Raw genomic sequence first — 21,655 nt, forward strand, 5'->3', positions numbered from 1 at the left:
TTAATATGCATGATAATCTTGATTTACCTATGTTACCTTCCATTGATATTTATCAATTAAGGTGTATTTCAAATAGTATTAGCTCTTTCAATAAAAATATTCTCAATTATGATTATATCATCTATGGTCGAATTCAAAAAATTGCTGCTAAAGTTGAAAGGCTTAATGAACTCATTCGCAATTCAGTCCCTATTCTGAAAATAAAACTAAATTACATTATAAAGAATGATGCCTATGAGTTACTTACATTAGAGGACAATAATGATGCCTACTCAGACATTAGACGGAAGATAGTCATGACTGGCTTTATTGATGACTTATTAGATATTAAATCAGAGTTGGAAAAGCTTATTGCAAAAACCCGCTATGCTCTAGAATCACTACTAGTATTCCATTTAAATGAACCTAATAAATTGAAACATTCTCAATATCTGAAACAAAAAGAATTTTTGGTTAATTCTAAAAATGGAAAACAATCAAAAATTAATGAATTAAACAATCATCTTTCGATTATTCTTGCAGCAGAAGAGATTATCTTAAAGCACAGAATTACAGACTTCTTCGATAAGTATTTTCAGGGTAAAGAGTTAATTGATTCTATTGATATTCAACCCAATAAAAAAGATATTTTAAAAGCCGCTATTAGTTATATACGTAACCTACTCACTATGGTTGATGATGGGCTTGAGTTTTCCCAACTTGTGGATGTCAGAATCTATGTTAGTGACCAAATTATTGAAGCACGTGAAGAAATCAATACGATTGATAATAATATATTTCGGATCTCCCAAATCATAAGCTATGCCAATGATATTAGCCAAATTGAGAGCCACAAACAAACCATTATCACACAGACTGGCGCTTTAAAATCCTATTGGGAATCTTGGTGTGGTTTTATGAGTGAAAAGATATCTGAAGAGTGCCTAAATCTTGAACATATTAAAACCATGAGTCAAATGTTCATGACCTATTTAAATGACATTGAATACCAATATCAACGGCAATTACCGGATTAAAAAAAGCCCCGTTACTGTAAAGTAACGGGGCTTTTACTTGAAGCAGATAAGAACTTAGTTCACTGCCGCCATTGTTAATGTTGCAATATTAATAATCGGTTGTGGCCACAGACCAAACACAATCACCGCAATTGCACACACAGCAGCAAACACTGTGCCTAATGTCATTTTTTCTGGGCCAGTATAACGATCTGCATGCTCTGCATCACGGCTATATAAGCTCGCCATAAAGCGCAGATAGTAGAATAACCCTAATGCACTACCTACCACGATAGCACCCGTTAACCACCACAGTTCCGCATAAACCACAGAAAGAATCGCGTAGAACTTACCGATGAATCCGAGTGTGATTGGAATACCCGCCAGAGATAACAGCATTACCGTCATGACCAACGCTAATACCGGCTTATGCCAGAATAAACCACGGAACGCACTAAAATCATCTTGGTCATCACCACGGTATGGACTTGAAATCACGCTGACCACACCAAATGCACCCAAACTTGCCAGTAAGTAGCTCACCAGATAGATAGCAATAGTGACTTGTGCCAATTGTGCATCAACACGCATTGCCACTAATGTCACCAACAGGTAGCCCATATGTGCGATGGATGAATAACCCAGTAAGCGTTTTGCGCTCTTCTGAGTTAGTGCCAATAAGTTACCAAACAGAATCGAAGCGACCGCAATCACACCGACAACCACTAATAATGTGTCGGTTTGCGCCAGTCCATCTGTATGGGCGATTGGTGCTTCTAAGAAGATACGAACCAATACGGCAAAAATAGCAATTTTACTGCCCGTTGCTAAGAAAGCCGCAACCGGTGCTGGCGCACCTTGATAAACATCAGGTGTCCATAATTGGAATGGGAACAGCGATAATTTAAAGCCAAAGCCCACAATCATCATTCCTAAACCAACTAAAATCAGCGGAGCATGAACACTGCTATTCGCTAAACTTTGACCGACGACGCTAAAGCTTAAGCTGCCTGATTCTGCGTATAACAAAGCGATACCGAACAGCAGGAATGAAGAGGCTGCTGCGGATAACACCATGTACTTGATACCCGCTTCTAAAGTGCGACTACGTTCGAAGGTATAAGCCACTAAACCGAACAGTGGGATAGAGATCAATTCAATACCGATAAACATCGACGCCATATGGTTCGACATCCCCAGTAACACTCCACCGGTTACTGCAATGGTCAGTAATAAGTAAAACTCTTCTTTGTTATCATTGAAACCTTCTAACCAATGATAAGCAAAGATAGCCGTACCCATACCCGCGATCAGAACCAATCCTGAGTAGAACAGTGCAAAACCATCAACTAACAGCAGTGAAGTGACTGCTCTTGGTAGGAGTGTTTCTTCGCCCAGCTCTGTCGGAAAGGTATAACCGTAAACCCAAATCAGTGAAACTAGCGTTAAAAGAAAGCCAACCACTGTTATCGCGGCACTGGTTAAATGATCGCGCCGCCACGCAATTGACAGCATCACAATCACTGCAGTTAATCCAACGAGGATCAACGGCAGCATTGCTAACAATTCTAAAGGTGTTATTGTCATGGCGAATTACTACCCTTGTGTTGAAAGTGAAGCAGAATACAGGTTATGCAGTGTTTCCATCGAGCCCGCTGATGTATCCAAGATAGGCTGAGGGTAGAAACCAATGATAACCAATAAAGCCGCCAGAACCAGTAGAACACCAAACTCACGGGCGGTTAGCCCTTTCAGTTCAGTGTCTGATTTCGGCGTTCCGTAGTAAGTCTGCTGCATCATCCATAGTGCATAGATAGAGGCAAACACCACACCAAATACCATAATGCAGGTCACTAATGTGAATTGGCTGAAGCTACCGAAGAAGATCATGAATTCACCGATAAAGTTACCTGTGCCTGGCATACCTAACGTTGCTGCTGCAAAGAACAAGGATAAACCCGGTAACCATTTGATGCGCTTCCATAACCCACCCATCATGCGCATATCACGCGTTTGAGTACGCTCGTAAAGCTGACCACTGATAATAATCAGCGCTGCACCGGACAGACCGTTTGTGATCATTTGGACCACAGCGCCTTGATACGCCAGCGTTGATCCTGCGTAGATAGCCACAGTGACAAATCCCATATGAGATAAGCTACTGTACGCCGCTAAACGCTTAATATCTGTCTGTTTAAACGCTAACCATGCACCGTAGAAGATACTGATAACACCCAGTGTCATCGCCACAGGTGTAAATTGCAGTGACGCTTCTGGGAACAGAGGTAACGTAAAGCGTAATAAGCCATATGCCGCTGTTTTCAGCATGATACCGGAGATATCCACGGAACCCGCAGTTGGCGATTGTTCTTGGGTATCTGCCATCCACCCATGGAATGGCACTAATGGCATTTTGACGGCGAAAGCAATAAAGAAGCCCAGCATCAGTAAGAAGCTAGTCGTTCCAGACAGCGCGCTTTCCGTACCCAGTAACAAGTTATAGTCGAATGTCAGCTCACCGGACTCAATAAAGTGAACGATAACTAAGCCAATAATCGACACCAGCATGATCAAACCGCTGACTTGTGTATAGATAAAGAATTTTGTCGCGGCATTCACATGCTGACGGTTACCTGAACCTTTGTGTCCCCAATTCGCAATCAGGAAGTACATCGGAATCAGCATCATCTCCCAGAAGAAGAAGAATAAGAACAGGTCAACCGCAGTAAAGATCCCCATCACACCCGCAATAATCCATAGCAGGTTAAAGTGATAAGCACCTTGGTTTTCTTGCTGTTCGCTCCACGAACTGAGGATGGAGAACGATCCCATAATGGCCGTTAATACCACCATTAGTAGAGATAACCCATCAACCGCTAGCGAGAAGTTGATACCCAGCGCAGGGATCCACTCAGTTGAGTATGTATTCTGCCACTCTGGAATACCTTGTGGGTTTACCAGCGAATAGTCCCCTTGCAGCCAAAATAGTACTGCGAGGATCAGCGTCGTTCCCATTGTCCCCAGCGCAACCCAACGAGGTGCGCGGTGACTGAATCGGTCAGCCTGCCAGCTTAGCAGGGCACCGATAAAGGGAATAAGTATTAGCCAATATAATTGCATGGCGCAATGTGTCCCTTAATTAAACCAAAAGCAGCAGAGCAAGAATCAGCACTGCACCCAGCCCCAGAGAGGCAACATACCAACGGATCTGACCGTTTTCACTCACTGCTAGCCCTTTATTTGCCCAACGTGAAAGATGTGCAGGGATATTCATCAGTGAGTTAATCGGATCGCTTTCGAGCAACCATGCGATACCTTTGAATGGTTTCACAAAGATAACGTCATACAGCCAGTCGAAGCCCCATGCGTGATACCACCACGTTGAGAAGAAACGACCAATCGCTGTCTTAGCAATCGCATCAACGATAGAACGTCTAAACAGGTAGAGGAACGTCGCAATCAACAGACCAGCGATAGCAAAACCACCCGAGATAGCTTCGATAAACAGTTTACCGTCTCCAGCTTCCATTGGTTTTGCAGGGAAAACGCCCTCTAATGGCTGATGGATCATCGCACCCACAAAGGTCGCGAGGATAGCCAAAATAGCCAGTGGTACGGTGTGAGTGATGCCTTTAACTTTATGCGCTTTGATTTTTGCTTCACCATGAAACACGATGAAAATCATACGGAAGGTATAAATAGCGGTCATCAGAGCACCGATGATACCTGCCCATAACAGCACAGTTTGTCCATCCACTTTCGCGCCCCACAAGATGGCATCTTTACTGTAGAAACCAGAGGTAAACAGCGGCAACGCTGCCAATGCACTACCACCGATTAACATTACAATATAAACGAATGGAATTTGCTTACGCAGCCCACCCATCTTGAAGATGTTTTGCTCGTGGTGACACGCGATGATCACCGAACCTGCGGACAGGAACAGTAACGCTTTGAAGAAGGCGTGTGTCATTAAGTGGAAAATTGCCGCATCCCATGCTTGAACACCCAGCGCCAAGAACATGTAACCAATCTGGCTCATGGTGGAGTAAGCAAGAACACGTTTGATATCCGTTTGTACCAGTGCAGCAAAGCCTGCGAACAGTAACGTTACTGCGCCTATGACACCCACTAAATGCAGAATGTCTGGCGTTAACAGGAATAACCCATGAGTACGTGCGATTAAGTACACACCTGCCGTTACCATGGTTGCGGCGTGGATTAATGCAGAAACCGGTGTTGGACCTGCCATTGCATCGGCTAACCATGTTTGTAATGGTAACTGAGCCGATTTACCCACAGCACCACCCAATAACATCAGCGTTGCCCAGTTCAGCATGGATAAGCCTTCTGGTGACAGCTGAGTTGCACGTTGCGCCATTTCGCTGAAGTTTAATGTGCCCAGTTCGTTGTACAGGATAAACATGCCGATAGCCAAGAACACGTCACCGATACGGGTCACGAAAAAGGCTTTCATCGCTGCTTTGCCATTTTCTGGGTTGGTGTAATAGAAACCAATCAACAGATAACTGCACAGCCCTACCCCTTCCCAACCGAGATACATCAGCATCATGTTATCGGCCAGCACTAATACCACCATGCTCGCGATAAACAGGTTAGTGTAAGTGAAGAAACGTGAGTAACCTTCCTCGCCACGCATATACCAAGAGGCATACACATGAATAAGGAAGCCCACACCCGTTACCACACCTAACATGGTCAAAGAAAGACCATCGAGGGATAAGCTAAATGGGATAGTGAAATTACCCACAGACATCCAAGTCCATAACATTTGTGGATAAACATACCCAGCTTCATGAGTTAGAAACTCAGAACCAGCATAAAATGCAACTAGAGCGGCGAGCCCCACTGAGCCTGCGCCGATAATCGCGGATACATTTTCTGACCAACGACCGCGGGAAAATGCGAGAAGCACAGACCCTAACAGCGGGAACAGAATCGTTAAATAGAGTAAGTTCATTCGCGCATCTCACTGACTTTATCAATGTTCAGGTTTTGACGATGACGATGGAGTTGCAGTAACAACGCCAATCCAATACTCGCCTCCGCTGCCGCCAGAGTGATTGCCAGAATATACATAATCTGACCATCTGGTTGCCCCCAAAAACTGCCCGCGACCACAAAGGCTAATGCCGTTGCGTTCACCATGATTTCCAGTCCGATCAGCATGAAAAGCAGGTTGCGGCGAATAACGAGGCAGCTAAGTCCCATTACGAAAATAATTGCCGCTAAAATCAGACCATGTTGAAGAGGTATCATTGTTTCTCCCCCGCATTACGGCTGTTGCTGACAAGATCAGCACTGTTTTCTGAACGGTCACGACCCACATGGAATGCAACAACCAAACCTGCGAGCAACAATAACGATGCCAATTCAACCGCTAAGACGTAAGGACCAAACAAACTGATACCCACGTCTTTCGCCGTGATAATTGCACCTTCCGTTTTATCTTGGTGAGAAAGGCTAGTGATCCCGTAAACTAAAATGCCCAGTAAAACGGCAGATAGCACTGCGGGACCTATCCACGTTTTCGGTGTTAACCAAGCGCGCTCTTGCTCTTGTACAGAGCGCCCTAAGTTCAACATCATCACCACGAAAACAAACAGAACCATAATGGCGCCTGCGTAAACGATAATCTCCAACGCACCCGCGAAATACGCGCCTAGCGAGAAGAACACCATTGACAGTGCCAGCAGAGAAACCACCAGATACAGTAGCGCATGCACTGGATTGGTATTGGTTATCACCCTCAAAGTTGCTAAAACAGCAACCAGACCGGCGATATAAAAAGTAAATTCCATGAATATCGCTCCTTACGGCAACAGGTCTTTGACGTTGATTGGTTTGGCTTCGTTATCCGCTTCACCTTTATCTTTACCTGCAATCGCCATACCTGATTTACGGTAAAAGTTATAATCAGGATATTTACCCGGACCCGAAATCAGCAGGTCATTCTTTTCATAAACCAGATCCTGACGACGCCAATCTGCCATTTCAAAGTCTGGCGTTAATTGGATTGCCGTCGTTGGGCAAGCCTCTTCACACAGACCACAGAAAATACAGCGAGAGAAGTTCACGCGGAAAAATTCTGGATACCAGCGTCCATCTTCATGTTCCGCTTTTTGCAGTGAGATACATCCCACAGGGCAAGCCACCGCACATAAGTTACACGCAACACAACGCTCTTCACCGTCAGGATCGCGCGTTAGCACGATGCGTCCACGGTAACGGGGTGGCAGATAAACCGGCTCTTCTGGGTACATCTGCGTTTCCCGTTTATCGAACGCATGTAGACCCACCATCCAAATACTGCGTACTTGGGTGGCGAAACCGACCAATAACTCTTTTAATGTCATGGTTCAATCACCCCTTACTGAGCGTTGTATAAAATCACTGCTGCGGTACCCAGCAGGTTAAGCAGTGTCAACGGCAGGCAAATTTTCCAACCGAAAGACATGACTTGGTCATAACGTGGACGCGGTAAAGACGCACGGATCAAGATGAACATCATCATGAAGAATGCTGTTTTAATCGCAAACCACAAAAAAGCAGGCAAGAATGGACCATGCCAACCGCCAAAGAACAGTGTCACAATCAGAGCAGACACTGTCACGATACCGATATATTCACCCACGAAGAACAGACCGAATTTCATACCGGAATATTCAACGTGATAACCGTCGGCAATTTCTTGTTCCGCTTCGGGTTGGTCAAATGGGTGACGGTGACACACCGCAACACCCGCAATCGCAAACGTAATGAAGCCAAAGAATTGTGGGATAACGTTCCACATGCCCGCTTGGGAGTTCACGATGTCAATTAAGTTGAATGAACCCGCTTGCGCGACGACACCCATCAATGACAATCCTAAGAACACTTCATAGCTGACGGTTTGAGCGGATGCACGCATCGCACCCAATAATGAGTATTTGTTGTTACTTGACCAACCTGCAAACAGCACCGCGTAAACAGCCAGACCCGCCATCATCAGGAAGAATAAAATTCCGATGTTCAGATCCGCAACATGCCAAGTCGGGCTGACTGGCACAATCGCAAATGCTAAAAACAGTGAACAAAATGCAATAACTGGCGCCAGCGTAAAGATTTTCTTATCCGCAAACTCTGGGATCCAGTCTTCTTTAAACAGCATTTTGAACATGTCGGCAATCAGCTGACCCATACCAAATGGGCCAACACGGTTAGGACCGTAACGGTTTTGGAACAAACCGAGAATACGGCGTTCGCCGAGACTCATGTATGCCCCGCAGGTCACAACAACCAGCAAAATAACAACGGATTTAAGGATGGAAATCAGGACTTCCATCACCGCCGGAGAAATCCAATCCATCATGCGCCCCTCCGCAGATTATTCACTGACACGCCAGCCATAACAGGTGCAATTCCCGGCATACCAAGAGGTAAACCGATTTGACCCACTGCAAGGTGCTGGCTGATGCGTACTGGCAGATTAAACGTTTGACCTGCATGGCTAAACTCAGCTTTTACGCCTGCATTTAAGCCCAGTGTCGCCGCATCTTGTGCATTCAACATGATATAAGGCTCTGGCATACGTTGCTGAATCACATCGGCACGTTGTGAGGTTTCATCACTGCCAAATAGATGATAGTAAGGTGCAACGACCCATTGAGATTCACCGCCTTGGTAAGCCGCTGGGATCTCAGTGAAGTAAGCCAATTTACTGTCTTTGGAATTGAATAAACGCACGCCTGGGTCACCAAATAACAGGTGTCCACCCACTTCCGCTTGGAACTTGTTCCATGCTTGTGGTGAGTTCCAGCCCGGTGCCCATGCAAATGGAATTTGCTGACGTGGTGCTTTCGGTTGGTTATTCCCTTCCATTGAGAACGCAAATGGTGAGTCGATATCTTGCGGTTGACGCGGTTCGTGAACCGATTTGTCCGCCAGCATTGCCGTACGACCGCTGTAACGATGTGGTTCACGCGCCAATTTCTGTCCACGAATGCGGAAAGAGGCTTTTGGTGCGGTATCTCTGATACCTGCAAATTGCGGCAGTGCAGCCACACACTCTTCAATAACGTGATCTAATTGCGACCAATCCGCATCACGTTGCTGCGCTTCAGTTTGCAGTGAATGCATCCAACGCCAGCTTTCGTTCATCACAATGCTGTTATCGTAGTAAGTTGGGTCAAACACTTGGAAGAAACGTTGAGCACGACCTTCTTGGTTGATAAGCGTACCATCTGCTTCAGCAAAACTGGCTGCTGGCAGCACTAATGTCGCTTTATCCATAATGTCAGTGTGCTGGTGGTCTGCCACAATTAGGTGTTTCAATTTCGCTAATGCGCTATTGACGGCATCCACGGTGCTATGACGGTAAAGGTCATTTTCCATCACAATCGCAACATCGGCTTCTTTGGCTTCAATGCGAGCAAAGGCGTTTTCTAACGGCAGTGCGTTCATCATCGCCAGACCGAAGCTATTTGCATGAGATGCGACATAAGACAGACCGACGTTTGCACCTTTCGCTTTCAGCGCAAATGCCACGTTCGCTGCGGCTTCAATCATCGCATCACTAGCGCTATGGCTACCACTGATAATCAGAGGTTTTTTCGCACCAGCTAAGGCCTGAGCCACAGTTTCTACTTTCGCTTTCACATCAGCCGGTAAATCATTCACCGCTGGTGCGTCACCGTTGATCAGGTTAGCAATCGCAAAACCGAAACGCGCTTGGTCAGCCACTGGCGCACGGTAATTGTATGCCGCGACATCATCTAAACGCGTGTCATCCACGTTGGTGATAAACAGTGGATACTTGGCGTGTTGACCAATGTTTTGAATCGCTGCGATTTGCCAGTCAGCGACTTTCTGTGCCGCTGCCATTTCACGGGCTTTGCCCTTCACGGCTTGGCGAACAGACAGCGCCATACGCGCACCCGTCTGGGTTAAATCTTCACCCAGCACTAACACCGCATCATAACCTTCGATTTCACGCAGTGTTGGGGTGTAGATGCCACCATTTTGCAGGATATTTTGCATCAACGATAAGCGACGTTGCTCGTCCGCAGAAATGCCCGAATAGAAGTTTTCCGCACCAACCAGCGCACGCAGAGCATAGTTACTTTCAACGCTCGCACGCGGAGACCCGATACCAATCACTTTTTTCGCTTGATTGATAATCTGCGCACCGCTTTGCATCGCTTCAATTGCTGAAATCACTTGCTGCACGCCATCTTTAGTGAATAGTGCTTGGCGAGGACGGTCTTTGCGGTTTACATAACCATAACCAAAGCGACCGCGGTCACACAGGAAGTAATGGTTTACAGAACCGTTATAGCGGTTTTCAATACGGCGTAGTTCACCATAACGCTCACCTGGGCTGGTATTACAACCGATACTGCATTGTTGGCAGATACCCGGTGCAAATTGCATATCCCATTTACGGTTGTAGCGTTCTGAGTGAGTTTTGTCGGTGAATACCCCTGTTGGACACACTTCGACGAGGTTGCCAGAAAATTCGCTTTCCAGCGTACCGTCTTCAGTACGACCAAAATAGACATAGTTATGCGCCCCATACACACCTAAATCAGTGCCATCCGCATAATCTTTGTAATAACGAACACAGCGGTAACACGCGATACAGCGGTTCATTTCATGACTAATGAAAGGACCAAGATCTTGGTTAACGTGAGTACGCTTAGTAAAACGATACTTACGCATCGTATGACCAGTCATGACCGTCATATCTTGTAAGTGGCAGTTACCCCCTTCCTCACAGACTGGGCAGTCGTGTGGGTGGTTGGTCATTAGCCATTCAACAACACTTTCACGGAATTGTTTGGCTTCTTCATCATCGATTGAGATGTAAGTGCCTTCCGTTGCCGGTGTCATACAAGACATTACGAGGCGACCACGAGTGTCATCTGCGTTTTGATACTGCTTCACCGCACACTGGCGGCAAGCGCCAACGCTTCCCAGCGCCGGATGCCAGCAAAAATAAGGAATATCTAGCCCCAACGATAAGCAGGCTTGTAACAGGTTTTCTGACCCGTTTACGTCATATTCTTTGCCGTCTACATATATCGTAGCCATAGTCAGCATGCTTCCCAAAGGCCCGCGTTAGCAGGCGTTAAACATAAATACGTTCTTCGTTAAAAATTCGTTTAGCGGTTGCTCAATCGCTAAATGCTTACCAACGCTGCTTCAGCAGGTTTGGTTGGATCCCGGCAATCTGCACGATGTTACGCAGATCTTTTTTCGAGATACCCGCTTCGAACTCTCCACGGAAATATTTGATGGCGCTTTGTAATGGCTCAACCGCACCCGGTGCGTGTGCACAGAACGTTTTACCTGGACCTAAGAAACGGCAAAGTTGCTCAAGAGTTTCGATATCCCCTTCTTGACCTTCGCCTTTTTCCAGTGCTTGTAAAATTTTCACGCTCCATGGCAAACCATCACGGCATGGTGTACACCAACCACAGGATTCACGTGCGAAAAAGGTTTCTAAGTTACGCACTAAAGAAACCATATTGATTTCGTTATCCACTGCCATTGCCAGTGCAGTCCCTAAACGGCTGCCCGCTTTTGCAATATTTTCGAAATCCATCGGTAAATCGAGGTGATCGTTGGTCAGGAAGTCAGTTCCTGCACCACCCGGTTGCCATGCTTTGAGTTTTAATCCATCGCGCATACCGCCCGCGTAGTCTTCTAAAACTTCACGCGCTGTCGTACCAAATGGCAATTCCCATAAACCTGGATTTTTCACACGACCTGAGAAGCCCATCAGCTTAGTGCCGGCATCTTTACTCTTACCCGCACTTAAATTGATATACCACTGGTCACCGTGCTCTAAAATCGCAGGAACGTTACAGATGGTTTCCACGTTATTCACGCAAGTCGGTTTACCCCAAGCCCCAGAACTCGCAGGGAATGGTGGTTTAGAGCGTGGGTTAGCGCGGCGACCTTCTAATGAGTTAATCAGTGCGGTTTCTTCACCACAGATATAACGACCTGCGCCCGTGTGCACAAACAGCTCAAAATCAAAACCTGAACCAAGAATATTTTTACCTAACAGACCCGCTGCTTTTGCTTCTTCAATGGCGCGACGTAAATTTCTTGCCGCTTCCACATATTCACCACGTAGGAAGATGTACCCGCGATATGCTTTAAGTGCATATGCGCCAGTAATCATCCCTTCAACTAAAAGGTGAGGAAGTTGCTCCATCAGTAGGCGGTCTTTATAGGTGCCCGGCTCCATTTCATCCGCATTACATAAGAAATAACGCAGTTTCATGTTTTCGTCTTTTGGCATCAGGCTCCATTTCAGACCCGTTGAGAATCCCGCACCACCGCGTCCTTTCAGACCCGCGTCTTTAACGAGATTAACAACTTCATCCGGTGCCATGCCTTTAAGTGCACGCTCAAGACCTTTGTATCCGTTTTTACTGCGATACTCATCTAACCAGACTGGCTGCGCATCATCACGCAGGCGCCAAGTTAGTGGATGAGTTTCTGCAGTTCGGATCACTGGATTAACAGAATTTGTCATGGATACTGCTCCAGTAGCTTTTGAATATTTTCAGGCTGGACGTAACTGTGGGTATCCTCATCGATCATCATCGTAGGCCCTTTGTCACAATTGCCTAAGCAACAGGTTGGCAGCAGCGTAAAGCGACCATCAGCCGTTGTTTGTCCTGGGCGAATATTCAGCTGTTTAATAATTTCAGCTTCTAAGCCTTGGTAGCCGGTAATATGGCAAACAACGCTGTCGCAATAACGAATAATATGGCGACCAACAGGTTGGCGGAAAATTTGGCTATAGAATGTCGCAACCCCCTCAACATCACTTGCGGGGATACCTAAAACATCAGCGATAGCGTGAATTGCGCCATCTTCAACCCAGCCACGGTTCTTTTGCACAATTTTCAGCGCTTCAATCGACGCTGCGCGTGCATCTTCGTAGTGATGTTTTTCGCCTTCAATTTCCGCACGTTCGTGTTCAGTTAACACAAAACCGTGGTTCACTTGCGGTTCAAAGACATTCACAACGTCTAATTGCTCGTGTTTATTTTGTTCATTATGCATGGTTAGCGATCCACATCCGACATTACAAAATCAATACTACCCAGATAGACAATCAAGTCAGACACCAAGCTACCTCGAATAACCGCCGGAATTTGCTGTAAGTGCTCATAGCTCGGGGTACGAATTCGTGTACGATAACTCATGGTGCTACCGTCACTGGTCAAGTAGTAGCTGTTGATCCCTTTGGTTGCTTCAACCATCTGGAATGATTCGTTCGCTGGCATCACCGGCCCCCACGACACTTGTAAGAAGTGGTTAATCAGGGTTTCGATATGCTGCAATGTACGCTCTTTTGGTGGCGGCGTAGTCAGTGGGTGATCCGCTTTAAATGGACCTTCTGGCATATTCTTCAAGCACTGCTCAAGAATACGGATACTTTGACGCATCTCTTCCACTTTGATCATCACGCGGTCATAGCAGTCACCGTTGTGAGCGATTGGGATGTCAAATTCAAAGTTTTCGTAGCCAGAATATGGACGCCATTTACGCACGTCGAAATCTACACCTGTTGCACGTAAACCTGCCCCTGTGACGCCCCACGCTAACGCTTCTTCTTTGGTATAAGACGCTACGCCAACAGAACGACCTTTCAGGATGGAGTTTTTCAATGCAGAGGTAACATAAGATTCTAGGCGCTTCGGTAACCAATCGAGTAATTCGCGCAGCAGTTTGTCCCAGCCACGAGGTAAATCATGAGCCACACCGCCAATACGGAACCATGCTGGATGCATACGGAAGCCCGTGATAGCTTCAATCACGTTGTACACTTTTTGTCTATCGGTAAACGCGAAGAAAACTGGCGTCATCGCACCAACGTCTTGGATATACGTACTGATATATAGCAGATGGCTATTGATACGGAAAAGTTCTGACATCATGACACGGATAGTTTTTACGCGATCCGGTACTTCAATACCTGCCAGTTTTTCAACCGCTAAAATATAAGGCATCTCATTGACACAACCGCCAAGATATTCGATACGGTCTGTGTAAGGAATGTAGCTATGCCATGATTGGCGTTCACCCATTTTTTCTGCGCCGCGATGGTGATACCCAATATCTGGCACGCAGTTAATAATTTCTTCACCATCGAGTTGCAGAACAATACGGAATGCACCGTGGGAAGATGGGTGGTTTGGACCCAAGTTAAGGAACATGAAATCTTCGTTTTCATTTCCTCGAGACATGCCCCACTCTTCTGGTTTGAAAGTCAATGCTTCCATTTCCAGATCTTGTTTCTGCTTAGTTAGCACAAACGGGTCGAATTCAGTGGCACGCGCTGGGTAATCTTTACGCAGTGGATGACCTTCCCAGCTTGGTGACATTAGAAGGCGGCGCAGATTCGGGTGACCTTGGAAGGTAATACCGAACATGTCCCAAACTTCACGTTCATGCCAGTTAGCATTAGGGAAAAGAGAAACCACGGACGGCACGTTTAAGTCATTCTCGTTAAGAGCCACTTTCAACATGATATCGCGATTTCGGTCAATAGATATGATGTGGTAGAACACACTAAAATCTGCTTCAGGCAGACCTTGGCGATGGATACGCTGGCGTTCATCGACTCCGTGTAGGTCGAATAACATCACATAAGGTTTAGGCAGTTTCTTTAAGAAATCTACAATTTCCAGTAATTGTTCACGGCGCACCCAAATCACTGGCATGCCAGTACGGGTCGCTTGAACAGAAAAGGCATCCGGGCCAAATTGATTGCGCAGTTCCAGAAGCACAGGATCATTAATGTGATCCTGTGTCTGCCATTCTGGCTGGTTACGACTCGCTTGCGCTATCTGATCTGTCATCATTCTTCACCATAACGCTTGATCAGGTTTATTATTTCGCAACAACATTGCTCTGTTACGCTGTATGGCTAAAAGCCTTAAATTTCGTCTGGGGTACGCAGGTTAGTCACTGCGATACGTTCACCGTGTTTTCTTTCTCTTTCTGACTGCATGTTCGCACGATAAACACCCTGATCACCGACAACCCATGAAAGTGGGCGACGTTCTTTGCCGATGGATTCTTGTAACAGAAGGAGAGCCTGCATATAGGCTTCAGGGCGTGGTGGGCAGCCTGGAATGTACACATCCACGGGAATAAATTTGTCGACGCCTTGCACTACAGAGTAGATGTCATACATCCCACCCGAGTTTGCACATGAACCCATGGAGATAACCCATTTTGGTTCAAGCATTTGGTCATATAGGCGCTGAATGACGGGAGCCATTTTAGTAAAACAGGTTCCCGCAACAACCATGAAGTCGGCTTGACGAGGAGAAGCACGTAGTACTTCCGCACCAAAGCGGGCTACGTCATGAACAGCCGTGAACGACGTCACCATTTCTACATAGCAACATGAAAGACCAAAGTTGTATGGCCACAGGGAGTTCTTACGACCCCAGTTCACCACATCATGAAGTGCATGGGATAATTTCCCCATATACACACTGTTTTCAACTTGCTGCTCAAGAGGATCAGTAACGATTTCTTGAGTTTGCAGTGGGTAACGGTCGTTCTCACCGTTCGGATCTATGCGGGTGAGCGTATAATCCATTGTATATTGCCTCGCTTTTTACTGCGGATGACGATTGCTGATTTTAATAACTTCACTAGGACCTTTAACTGCGCGACGTGAACGGATTGGAGTCCAATCCAATGCACCAACGCGGACCAGATAAAATAATCCCGCCAACAATACCAAGATAAAAATAGCGGCTTCGATGAAACCGACCCAACCCGCTTCGCGGATGGCGACAGACCATGCAAATAAGAACATAGCCTCCACATCGAAGATCACGAAAAACATCGCGACCAAGTAGAACTTGGCTGACATACGAAGACGAGCACTACCGACTGAATCAATACCTGACTCATAGGGAACGTGTTTTGTTCTGGCTTTGGCGCGGCTACCCAAGAAATGACCAGCGGTCAACATGAAAGCGCAAAGACCAATAGCGCCGAGAAGGAATATAGCAAAGCCCCAGTTATGGGCTAACTCTAGGATTGATGTAGACATACTCGTTGCTTACTCATTACTTATGATGCGTAACTGCTCTTTTTAACAACATGGCAGTGTTGCAGCACAATTGCCCAGTTAATCGAGAAGAAAGACCAATATGATCCCCAAACTGCAAGATCACCAAACTAAAATCAGTCTGACGACTGCCGTTTGGTTCGTCCTCTCCCACTACATTTTATTTTGCTCAAATGAACAAAATAACCCGTACTTATTACAAAAAATTCACACGCAAAAAACATCAGCGAAACAAAAAGTACTCATTATCTGCTAAAACGTGTCAGTGTTACTATACACAAATAAACACGCAAAGTAGTCTAACTGATTATTCGTTTTTACTACACCATTATCTCAGGAAAAACCTGTCTTAACAGACGAAAAAATGTGCTTTTTATTTGATCTAACGCACAGATTTATTGAAAAAATACTCAATTTGTTTACATAACATCCGAATTTAATTTAAGAGGCAATAACGATTTTTTATTCATCATGCCCACTAAGCCACTGAGTACTCTCAGCTATTTTATCAATTCAGCAAAAAATTATTGTTAACGACGTAACAAATCGTTAACTAACTAATGAATTTCATGTTATGCCATATACATCACAATTATTTCATGCTCTTACGCGTTAATCCATACTTAATAAGTGGGTAATACGTGTATTTTATCACCTATTGAACAGAAACTTTGTTCACTTTTTTATCACCTCACTCTTAAGTAAAATATCGTACGACTAAAATTGACTTAAGTCTCTATTAACCACTTGATGAGTAAGGAGAGAAAATTGGCATTAAGATCATTTTGATAACAATCGAGAGGCGGTATTGCGCAGAGGAAAAAGCAATAAGTAAAAAATAAAAACGGCCGAATCAGATACACTGATCCAGCCGGATAAACATAATACTGTTTTGCCACTTACTCTTGATAAAAAACCTATTTTATCGGTAAGGACAAAGAGTGACCTTATTGACCACTGTTCTCTACTTGCTCAGCCGCAGGGGCTACTGCATAAGGGATTTTTTTGTTTTCAATCGCGCTAAAGACGGTAAGCACAAAATCTTTTTGCTCATCCGCATTTTTGTATAACCAGTATTGGATATCTGGTAAACGCGGTAAACCATCCGCTTCACTCAAAATACGCAGATCCGCATTTTGCATTTCCATTGGACGCGCCGTCACACCGACTTCAGCATTCACAGCAGCGCGAACAGCTGGCAATGATGCCGCTTCATACGCCACATGCCATGGTAAACCAGCCTCATCTAATGCATGAGTACATAATTTACGGTATGGGTTAGTTTCATCCATCATTACCAATGGAATCGGTTCATTTGGGCGTAACTGAAAATCTGGTGCACTGTGCCATAAAATAGGAACAGTTCTTAATGCAGTTTTCGGGTGTTGAGGAATACGGCTCGTCGTTAAGGCTAAATCAATTTCGTGGTTATCTAACATTGATTCAATAAACTGAGCACGTTTAATTCGAACTTCTACCGCGATACGTGGAAAAACGGAAGCGATACGGTTCAATAAAAATGGGAGTAAGATATCGACTGTGTCATCGGATGCTCCGATGCGTAATTCACCATCTGCATCGTTATACGTTAATGATGCCGTTGCATCATCATTGGCGCGTAGAATTTGTCTCGCATAACCGAGTAATTGTAAACCATGGGCAGTTAATAGCTTATTACGCCCGTGGCGTGCAAATAATTCACGACCAACTAATTGTTCTAAACGTTGCATCTGCTGACTAACAGCGGACTGAGTACGACATACTGCGGCAGCGGCAGCGGCGAAAGTGTTAAGATCAGCCACTGCGACAAATGTGCGTAGTAAATCGAGATCTAAGTTCATTATGGGACGATTGGAATTTATCATCGTACATTCTCTTTATATAATTTTATGATACCTGGTGTTTCTGCTCTCCTCCGTGAGAATCAGCGAGTCTTAAAAATGATCCAACTTTTTGCATTTCTAATCCATAGATCTGCATTTATTGTATTCAAATACTCTACATTGCTATACCTATCTGATAATTAACTAAAGTTACTTTAATTATCTAAATAGCATTTTAAGTTTCTATCAATAAAGCGGGCGCTGATTAACAAAAAGCGCAATAAACCCGCAATAATTGAATAGGACTAAATAGTAACATATTTAATGTAGTTGCAATTATTTTAATGTAAGCTCTTTATGTAACATATGATGTAAATTAACAATTTTATTAATTATCAATACGCTAAACATTATAAACACGTTTCCATTAAGAATATTCTTATTAAAATAATCAATATTGCTAACAAAAAAAGCCAAAAACTATCAAAAATCCCCCGACCAATAGTTAAATTTATTTCTAGTTTAATGATTTAAGATTCAAACTTACAGAGTGATACAATTTTGACACGTTTGTCATAGCGTCATTTTTTTACTTTTCCACTCCAAAACAGCGATAATTATCAGAATTAGATTCCAACTTAACAACCACAACCAGAATCAACATCTAACTTATTCAATACTTTAAGATAGCATATATCTGATTTATGTCTAAACCAACCTTTTGCACCAAAAATTATCTAGCATCTTCAAAAGCTTCCGAGGGAGGAGTACAGTAGATAACAACGCCGGAAATCCCCTATCATCGCAAGCCCGTTAGGGTAATGAGAGAACCATGAACAACATACTGAAATCCAATAAGCTCGATAATGTCTGCTATGACATTCGTGGGCCAGTTTTAAAAGAAGCAAAGCGCTTAGAAGAAGAAGGCAATAAAGTCCTAAAACTGAACATTGGTAACCCGGCACCGTTTGGCTTTGAAGCACCTGATGAGATCCTCGTTGATGTCCTGCGCAATCTGCCAAGCTCGCAAGGTTACTGTGATTCCAAGGGCTTATATTCTGCGCGTAAGGCAATTGTTCAACACTACCAAGCCCGTGATATCCACGATATGACGGTTGAAGATGTGTATATCGGTAACGGCGTTTCTGAACTTATCGTTCAAGCGATGCAAGCACTGCTTAATAATGGCGATGAAATGCTGGTGCCTGCTCCTGACTATCCACTTTGGACCGCAGCGGTTTCCTTATCGGGTGGTAACGCAGTGCACTATATGTGTGATGAGCAACAAGGTTGGATGCCGGATATTGACGATATTCGTAAAAAAATCAGCCCACGCACCCGTGGTATTGTCATCATCAACCCGAATAACCCAACAGGGGCGGTGTACAGTAAAGAACTGCTGATGGAAATTGTCGAAATTGCCCGTCAACATAGCCTGATTATTTTCGCTGATGAAATCTACGATAAAATTCTGTATGACGATGCGCAGCACCACTCTATAGCAGCACTGGCACCTGATTTACTGACAGTCACGTTCAATGGGCTATCAAAAACCTATCGCGTTGCAGGTTTCCGCCAAGGATGGATGGCGATAAACGGCCCGAAAAAACACGCTAAAGGCTATATTGAAGGCTTAGAAATGTTGGCCTCTATGCGCTTGTGTGCAAACGTTCCGATGCAGCATGCTATCCAAACTGCGTTAGGCGGCTATCAAAGTATCAGTGAGTTTATCCAACCAGGTGGACGCTTATATGAACAGCGTAATCGTGCATGGGAATTGATTAATCAAATTCCAGGCGTCTCTTGTGTTAAACCACAAGGTGCCCTGTATATGTTCCCTAAAATTGATATTAAACGTTTTAATATTCACGATGACCAAAAAATGATCCTTGACTTATTACTACAAGAAAAAGTGCTATTAGTTCAAGGAACCGCATTTAACTGGCCAGAGCCTGACCATTTCCGTATCGTGACGCTACCTTATGCTGATGATTTAGAAATGGCTATCAATAAGTTTGGTCGTTTCTTAGAAAATTATCGCCAATAATATTGGCGGCTTGGTGAAAAATAAAAATAGCCCGATATGGGCTATTTTTATAACTGAAAATTTAATATCTAAATATGAGGCTCTTTATTGGATAATCAAATAATGGAAATTAAATAAACAGCCGCTAAGAAAAACAACACCAATATTACTGGGAAATATTTCATTTCATCCTCGATCAGTTTAATTATCTACCTCTCGATTATAGTGACTAAAAATATCAAATCAATTTATTATTGGATGATAACTTGTTTACTCTTGCACGTCTTATTTAGATAATTGAGTATGGACACTCTCAATTTAACTTTTTTATTTCATTCTTTTTTGATCATTTCATTGCATGATTATGAATCGAATATTAATTATAGCCAAACTTGATTCATACTGTCAGAACAACGATCTCCACTGTCTAGAACTGTGTAAATTCGTTTAGACTCGCCATTGACTCCAACAATTACATGCCCCTCCGTCGGACTTCCCGTTTCATCAATAGAACAATCATACATAGGTTCTGAGCGATAACGTGTATTGTCTTGAGTCACAATGTCTAAAATCCAGTAATCTCGCGGCTTTCCAATACCCCTTTGATAAATAAACTCCATTGCATTTTTAATAATCGCCCCTTGAGGTACATCCTTTAGTTCAACAGTGGATGTTCGTAATGATAAGTGTGTAAGTTTCATCAATTTTAAGGGCTCTCCCCAAAAGTTCTCTAATGTAACCGTACCTTTTGCTGATAACGCGACTTCCATATAATCTCCTCGATGCTATTGGATTGATGCTTGGATAATTAATGGGAATTTTAATGCATTTCTTCCTATACTTAATTCATTTAAAACATTAGCTTTCATTAAGTTATATTCACTTATTCAAAATAGAAGCGCTTAATATTAAATATAAATTTACTTGTATCTGATGTATGATTTTCACATATGATTATTTCAATCAAGGAGGAGTTATGAGTTACTTTTTTGCCCATCTTGCTAGAATGAAACTCATTCATCGCTGGCCCCTAATGCGTAATGTGCGTACTGAAAATGTGTCAGAGCACAGCCTACAAGTCGCGATGGTGGCACATGCACTCGCAATCATTAAAAACCGTAAATTTGATGGTAATGTTAACGCCGAAAAAATTGCACTATTCGCCATGTACCATGATGCAAGTGAAGTCATCACCGGTGATTTACCCACGCCAATTAAGTACCATAATCAGCAAATTGCCCATGAATACAAAAAAATAGAAAAATTCGCGCAGCAAAAATTACTGGATATGTTACCTGAAGAACTGCAAGAGGATTTTAAATGCTTGCTGGTGGAAGATCTTCAATCTGAGGAAGAACATTTTATTGTAAAACAGGCTGATACCTTATGCGCCTATTTAAAATGTTTAGAAGAACTATCTGCTGGCAATAGCGAATTTAAGCTCGCTAAAAAGCGCCTTGAAAAAATGCTCGCTGAGCGCAATAGCCCTGAAATGGAATATTTTATGAAAACGTTTGTCCCGAGTTTTACGCTTTCATTAGATGAAATCAGCCACTAACTAAACAAAATATAAGGAATGGCATATGCCATTCCTACTTTTAACATCCGGCGGATTCAAGTCCGAAGTGCAACGCTAAGCCGCCTTTCTTAGCTCCGCAAACACCACCGAAGGTTGTCTGAACCCCAGACACTT

The 21,655-nt window shown here is 44.1% G+C and carries 18 protein-coding genes; 3 read left to right on the forward strand and 15 right to left on the reverse strand.

The annotated features are described in order from the left end of the window. Nucleotides 1-5: 5 nt before the first annotated feature. Complete coding sequence (locus PSF16_RS05280) at nucleotides 6-1,016, forward strand: alpha-xenorhabdolysin family binary toxin subunit B (protein ID WP_006660296.1); 1,011 nt, start codon at nucleotides 6-8, stop codon at nucleotides 1,014-1,016. A 54-nt stretch (nucleotides 1,017-1,070) separates the two neighbouring features. On the opposite strand, the gene nuoN is transcribed toward PSF16_RS05280, so the two are convergent. From nuoN to PSF16_RS05350, 14 genes are all read right to left on the reverse strand, one after another. Continuing rightward, entirely contained in the window at nucleotides 1,071-2,582 is a 1,512-nt protein-coding gene (gene nuoN, locus PSF16_RS05285; RefSeq protein WP_006661368.1) for an NADH-quinone oxidoreductase subunit NuoN, read from the reverse strand. 9 nt (nucleotides 2,583-2,591) lie between these two features. Beyond that, nucleotides 2,592-4,115 (reverse strand): NADH-quinone oxidoreductase subunit M, encoded by a 1,524-nt coding sequence (gene nuoM, locus PSF16_RS05290; protein ID WP_272688919.1) that lies wholly within the window; start codon nucleotides 4,113-4,115, stop codon nucleotides 2,592-2,594. A 19-nt stretch (nucleotides 4,116-4,134) separates the two neighbouring features. Next, nucleotides 4,135-5,976, reverse strand: coding sequence for an NADH-quinone oxidoreductase subunit L (nuoL, locus tag PSF16_RS05295; RefSeq protein WP_006660293.1), 1,842 nt, complete (start codon nucleotides 5,974-5,976; stop codon nucleotides 4,135-4,137). Then, complete coding sequence (gene nuoK / locus PSF16_RS05300) at nucleotides 5,973-6,275, reverse strand: NADH-quinone oxidoreductase subunit NuoK (RefSeq protein ID WP_006660292.1); 303 nt, start codon at nucleotides 6,273-6,275, stop codon at nucleotides 5,973-5,975. Before nuoK ends, nuoL begins: the two co-directional genes overlap by 4 nt. After that, the gene (nuoJ, locus tag PSF16_RS05305; RefSeq protein WP_272688920.1) at nucleotides 6,272-6,817 is read right to left on the reverse strand and encodes an NADH-quinone oxidoreductase subunit J; all 546 of its coding nucleotides are present in this window, start codon (nucleotides 6,815-6,817) and stop codon (nucleotides 6,272-6,274) included. Before nuoJ ends, nuoK begins: the two co-directional genes overlap by 4 nt. Before the next feature lie 12 nt (nucleotides 6,818-6,829). Beyond that, on the reverse strand, nucleotides 6,830-7,372 hold the full coding sequence (nuoI, locus tag PSF16_RS05310) for an NADH-quinone oxidoreductase subunit NuoI (protein WP_004259834.1): 543 nt from the start codon (nucleotides 7,370-7,372) through the stop codon (nucleotides 6,830-6,832). A gap of 14 nt (nucleotides 7,373-7,386) precedes the next feature. Continuing rightward, entirely contained in the window at nucleotides 7,387-8,364 is a 978-nt protein-coding gene (gene nuoH, locus PSF16_RS05315; protein ID WP_006661367.1) for an NADH-quinone oxidoreductase subunit NuoH, read from the reverse strand. After that, on the reverse strand, nucleotides 8,364-11,096 hold the full coding sequence (nuoG, locus tag PSF16_RS05320) for an NADH-quinone oxidoreductase subunit NuoG (protein ID WP_036962981.1): 2,733 nt from the start codon (nucleotides 11,094-11,096) through the stop codon (nucleotides 8,364-8,366). Before nuoG ends, nuoH begins: the two co-directional genes overlap by 1 nt. An 88-nt stretch (nucleotides 11,097-11,184) precedes the next feature. After that, complete coding sequence (gene nuoF, locus PSF16_RS05325; RefSeq protein ID WP_006660288.1) at nucleotides 11,185-12,543, reverse strand: NADH-quinone oxidoreductase subunit NuoF; 1,359 nt, start codon at nucleotides 12,541-12,543, stop codon at nucleotides 11,185-11,187. Continuing rightward, nucleotides 12,540-13,079 carry an NADH-quinone oxidoreductase subunit NuoE gene (gene nuoE, locus PSF16_RS05330; RefSeq protein ID WP_006660287.1) on the reverse strand — a complete coding sequence of 180 codons (540 nt, stop codon included), beginning with the start codon at nucleotides 13,077-13,079 and terminating at the stop codon, nucleotides 12,540-12,542. The genes nuoF and nuoE overlap by 4 nt, the downstream gene beginning before the upstream one ends. 2 nt (nucleotides 13,080-13,081) lie before the next feature. Continuing rightward, complete coding sequence (gene nuoC / locus PSF16_RS05335) at nucleotides 13,082-14,884, reverse strand: NADH-quinone oxidoreductase subunit C/D (protein WP_006660286.1); 1,803 nt, start codon at nucleotides 14,882-14,884, stop codon at nucleotides 13,082-13,084. Nucleotides 14,885-14,958: 74 nt separating this feature from the next. Then, the gene (locus tag PSF16_RS05340) at nucleotides 14,959-15,633 is read right to left on the reverse strand and encodes a NuoB/complex I 20 kDa subunit family protein (RefSeq protein WP_004912254.1); all 675 of its coding nucleotides are present in this window, start codon (nucleotides 15,631-15,633) and stop codon (nucleotides 14,959-14,961) included. Nucleotides 15,634-15,651: 18 nt separating this feature from the next. Further along, complete coding sequence (locus PSF16_RS05345; protein ID WP_036962979.1) at nucleotides 15,652-16,095, reverse strand: NADH-quinone oxidoreductase subunit A; 444 nt, start codon at nucleotides 16,093-16,095, stop codon at nucleotides 15,652-15,654. Between the two features lie 965 nt (nucleotides 16,096-17,060). After that, on the reverse strand, nucleotides 17,061-17,978 hold the full coding sequence (locus tag PSF16_RS05350; protein ID WP_272688921.1) for a LysR family transcriptional regulator: 918 nt from the start codon (nucleotides 17,976-17,978) through the stop codon (nucleotides 17,061-17,063). A 790-nt stretch (nucleotides 17,979-18,768) separates the two neighbouring features. Here PSF16_RS05350 and PSF16_RS05355 point away from each other — a divergent pair. Beyond that, nucleotides 18,769-19,983, forward strand: a complete 1,215-nt coding sequence (locus tag PSF16_RS05355) for a pyridoxal phosphate-dependent aminotransferase (protein ID WP_272688922.1) — start codon at nucleotides 18,769-18,771, stop codon at nucleotides 19,981-19,983. A 359-nt stretch (nucleotides 19,984-20,342) separates the two neighbouring features. Here the strand turns inward: PSF16_RS05355 and PSF16_RS05360 are convergent, their stop codons facing one another. Next, on the reverse strand, nucleotides 20,343-20,732 hold the full coding sequence (locus PSF16_RS05360) for a hypothetical protein (RefSeq protein ID WP_036978908.1): 390 nt from the start codon (nucleotides 20,730-20,732) through the stop codon (nucleotides 20,343-20,345). Between the two features lie 206 nt (nucleotides 20,733-20,938). On the opposite strand from PSF16_RS05360, the gene yfbR reads away from it, so the two are divergent. Next, nucleotides 20,939-21,520 carry a 5'-deoxynucleotidase gene (gene yfbR, locus PSF16_RS05365; RefSeq protein WP_036978907.1) on the forward strand — a complete coding sequence of 194 codons (582 nt, stop codon included), beginning with the start codon at nucleotides 20,939-20,941 and terminating at the stop codon, nucleotides 21,518-21,520. The last annotated feature ends 135 nt before the right edge of the window (nucleotides 21,521-21,655 follow it).

Source organism: Providencia sp. PROV033 (genome assembly GCF_028484855.1).
In the GTDB taxonomy this organism is placed as follows: Bacteria; Pseudomonadota; Gammaproteobacteria; order Enterobacterales; family Enterobacteriaceae; genus Providencia; species Providencia alcalifaciens.

Excerpts from the sequence above, each read along its gene's own strand:
- PSF16_RS05280 (WP_006660296.1), top strand. The coding sequence starts at position 6 with ATGCATGATAATCTTGATTTACCTATGTTACCTTCCATTGATATTTAT.
- nuoN (WP_006661368.1), bottom strand. The coding sequence starts at position 2,582 with ATGACAATAACACCTTTAGAATTGTTAGCAATGCTGCCGTTGATCCTC.
- nuoM (WP_272688919.1), bottom strand. The coding sequence starts at position 4,115 with ATGCAATTATATTGGCTAATACTTATTCCCTTTATCGGTGCCCTGCTA.
- nuoL (WP_006660293.1), bottom strand. The coding sequence starts at position 5,976 with ATGAACTTACTCTATTTAACGATTCTGTTCCCGCTGTTAGGGTCTGTG.
- nuoK (WP_006660292.1), bottom strand. The coding sequence starts at position 6,275 with ATGATACCTCTTCAACATGGTCTGATTTTAGCGGCAATTATTTTCGTA.
- nuoJ (WP_272688920.1), bottom strand. The coding sequence starts at position 6,817 with ATGGAATTTACTTTTTATATCGCCGGTCTGGTTGCTGTTTTAGCAACT.
- nuoI (WP_004259834.1), bottom strand. The coding sequence starts at position 7,372 with ATGACATTAAAAGAGTTATTGGTCGGTTTCGCCACCCAAGTACGCAGT.
- nuoH (WP_006661367.1), bottom strand. The coding sequence starts at position 8,364 with ATGGATTGGATTTCTCCGGCGGTGATGGAAGTCCTGATTTCCATCCTT.
- nuoG (WP_036962981.1), bottom strand. The coding sequence starts at position 11,096 with ATGCTGACTATGGCTACGATATATGTAGACGGCAAAGAATATGACGTA.
- nuoF (WP_006660288.1), bottom strand. The coding sequence starts at position 12,543 with ATGACAAATTCTGTTAATCCAGTGATCCGAACTGCAGAAACTCATCCA.
- nuoE (WP_006660287.1), bottom strand. The coding sequence starts at position 13,079 with ATGCATAATGAACAAAATAAACACGAGCAATTAGACGTTGTGAATGTC.
- nuoC (WP_006660286.1), bottom strand. The coding sequence starts at position 14,884 with ATGATGACAGATCAGATAGCGCAAGCGAGTCGTAACCAGCCAGAATGG.
- PSF16_RS05340 (WP_004912254.1), bottom strand. The coding sequence starts at position 15,633 with ATGGATTATACGCTCACCCGCATAGATCCGAACGGTGAGAACGACCGT.
- PSF16_RS05345 (WP_036962979.1), bottom strand. The coding sequence starts at position 16,095 with ATGTCTACATCAATCCTAGAGTTAGCCCATAACTGGGGCTTTGCTATA.
- PSF16_RS05350 (WP_272688921.1), bottom strand. The coding sequence starts at position 17,978 with ATGATAAATTCCAATCGTCCCATAATGAACTTAGATCTCGATTTACTA.
- PSF16_RS05355 (WP_272688922.1), top strand. The coding sequence starts at position 18,769 with ATGAACAACATACTGAAATCCAATAAGCTCGATAATGTCTGCTATGAC.
- PSF16_RS05360 (WP_036978908.1), bottom strand. The coding sequence starts at position 20,732 with ATGGAAGTCGCGTTATCAGCAAAAGGTACGGTTACATTAGAGAACTTT.
- yfbR (WP_036978907.1), top strand. The coding sequence starts at position 20,939 with ATGAGTTACTTTTTTGCCCATCTTGCTAGAATGAAACTCATTCATCGC.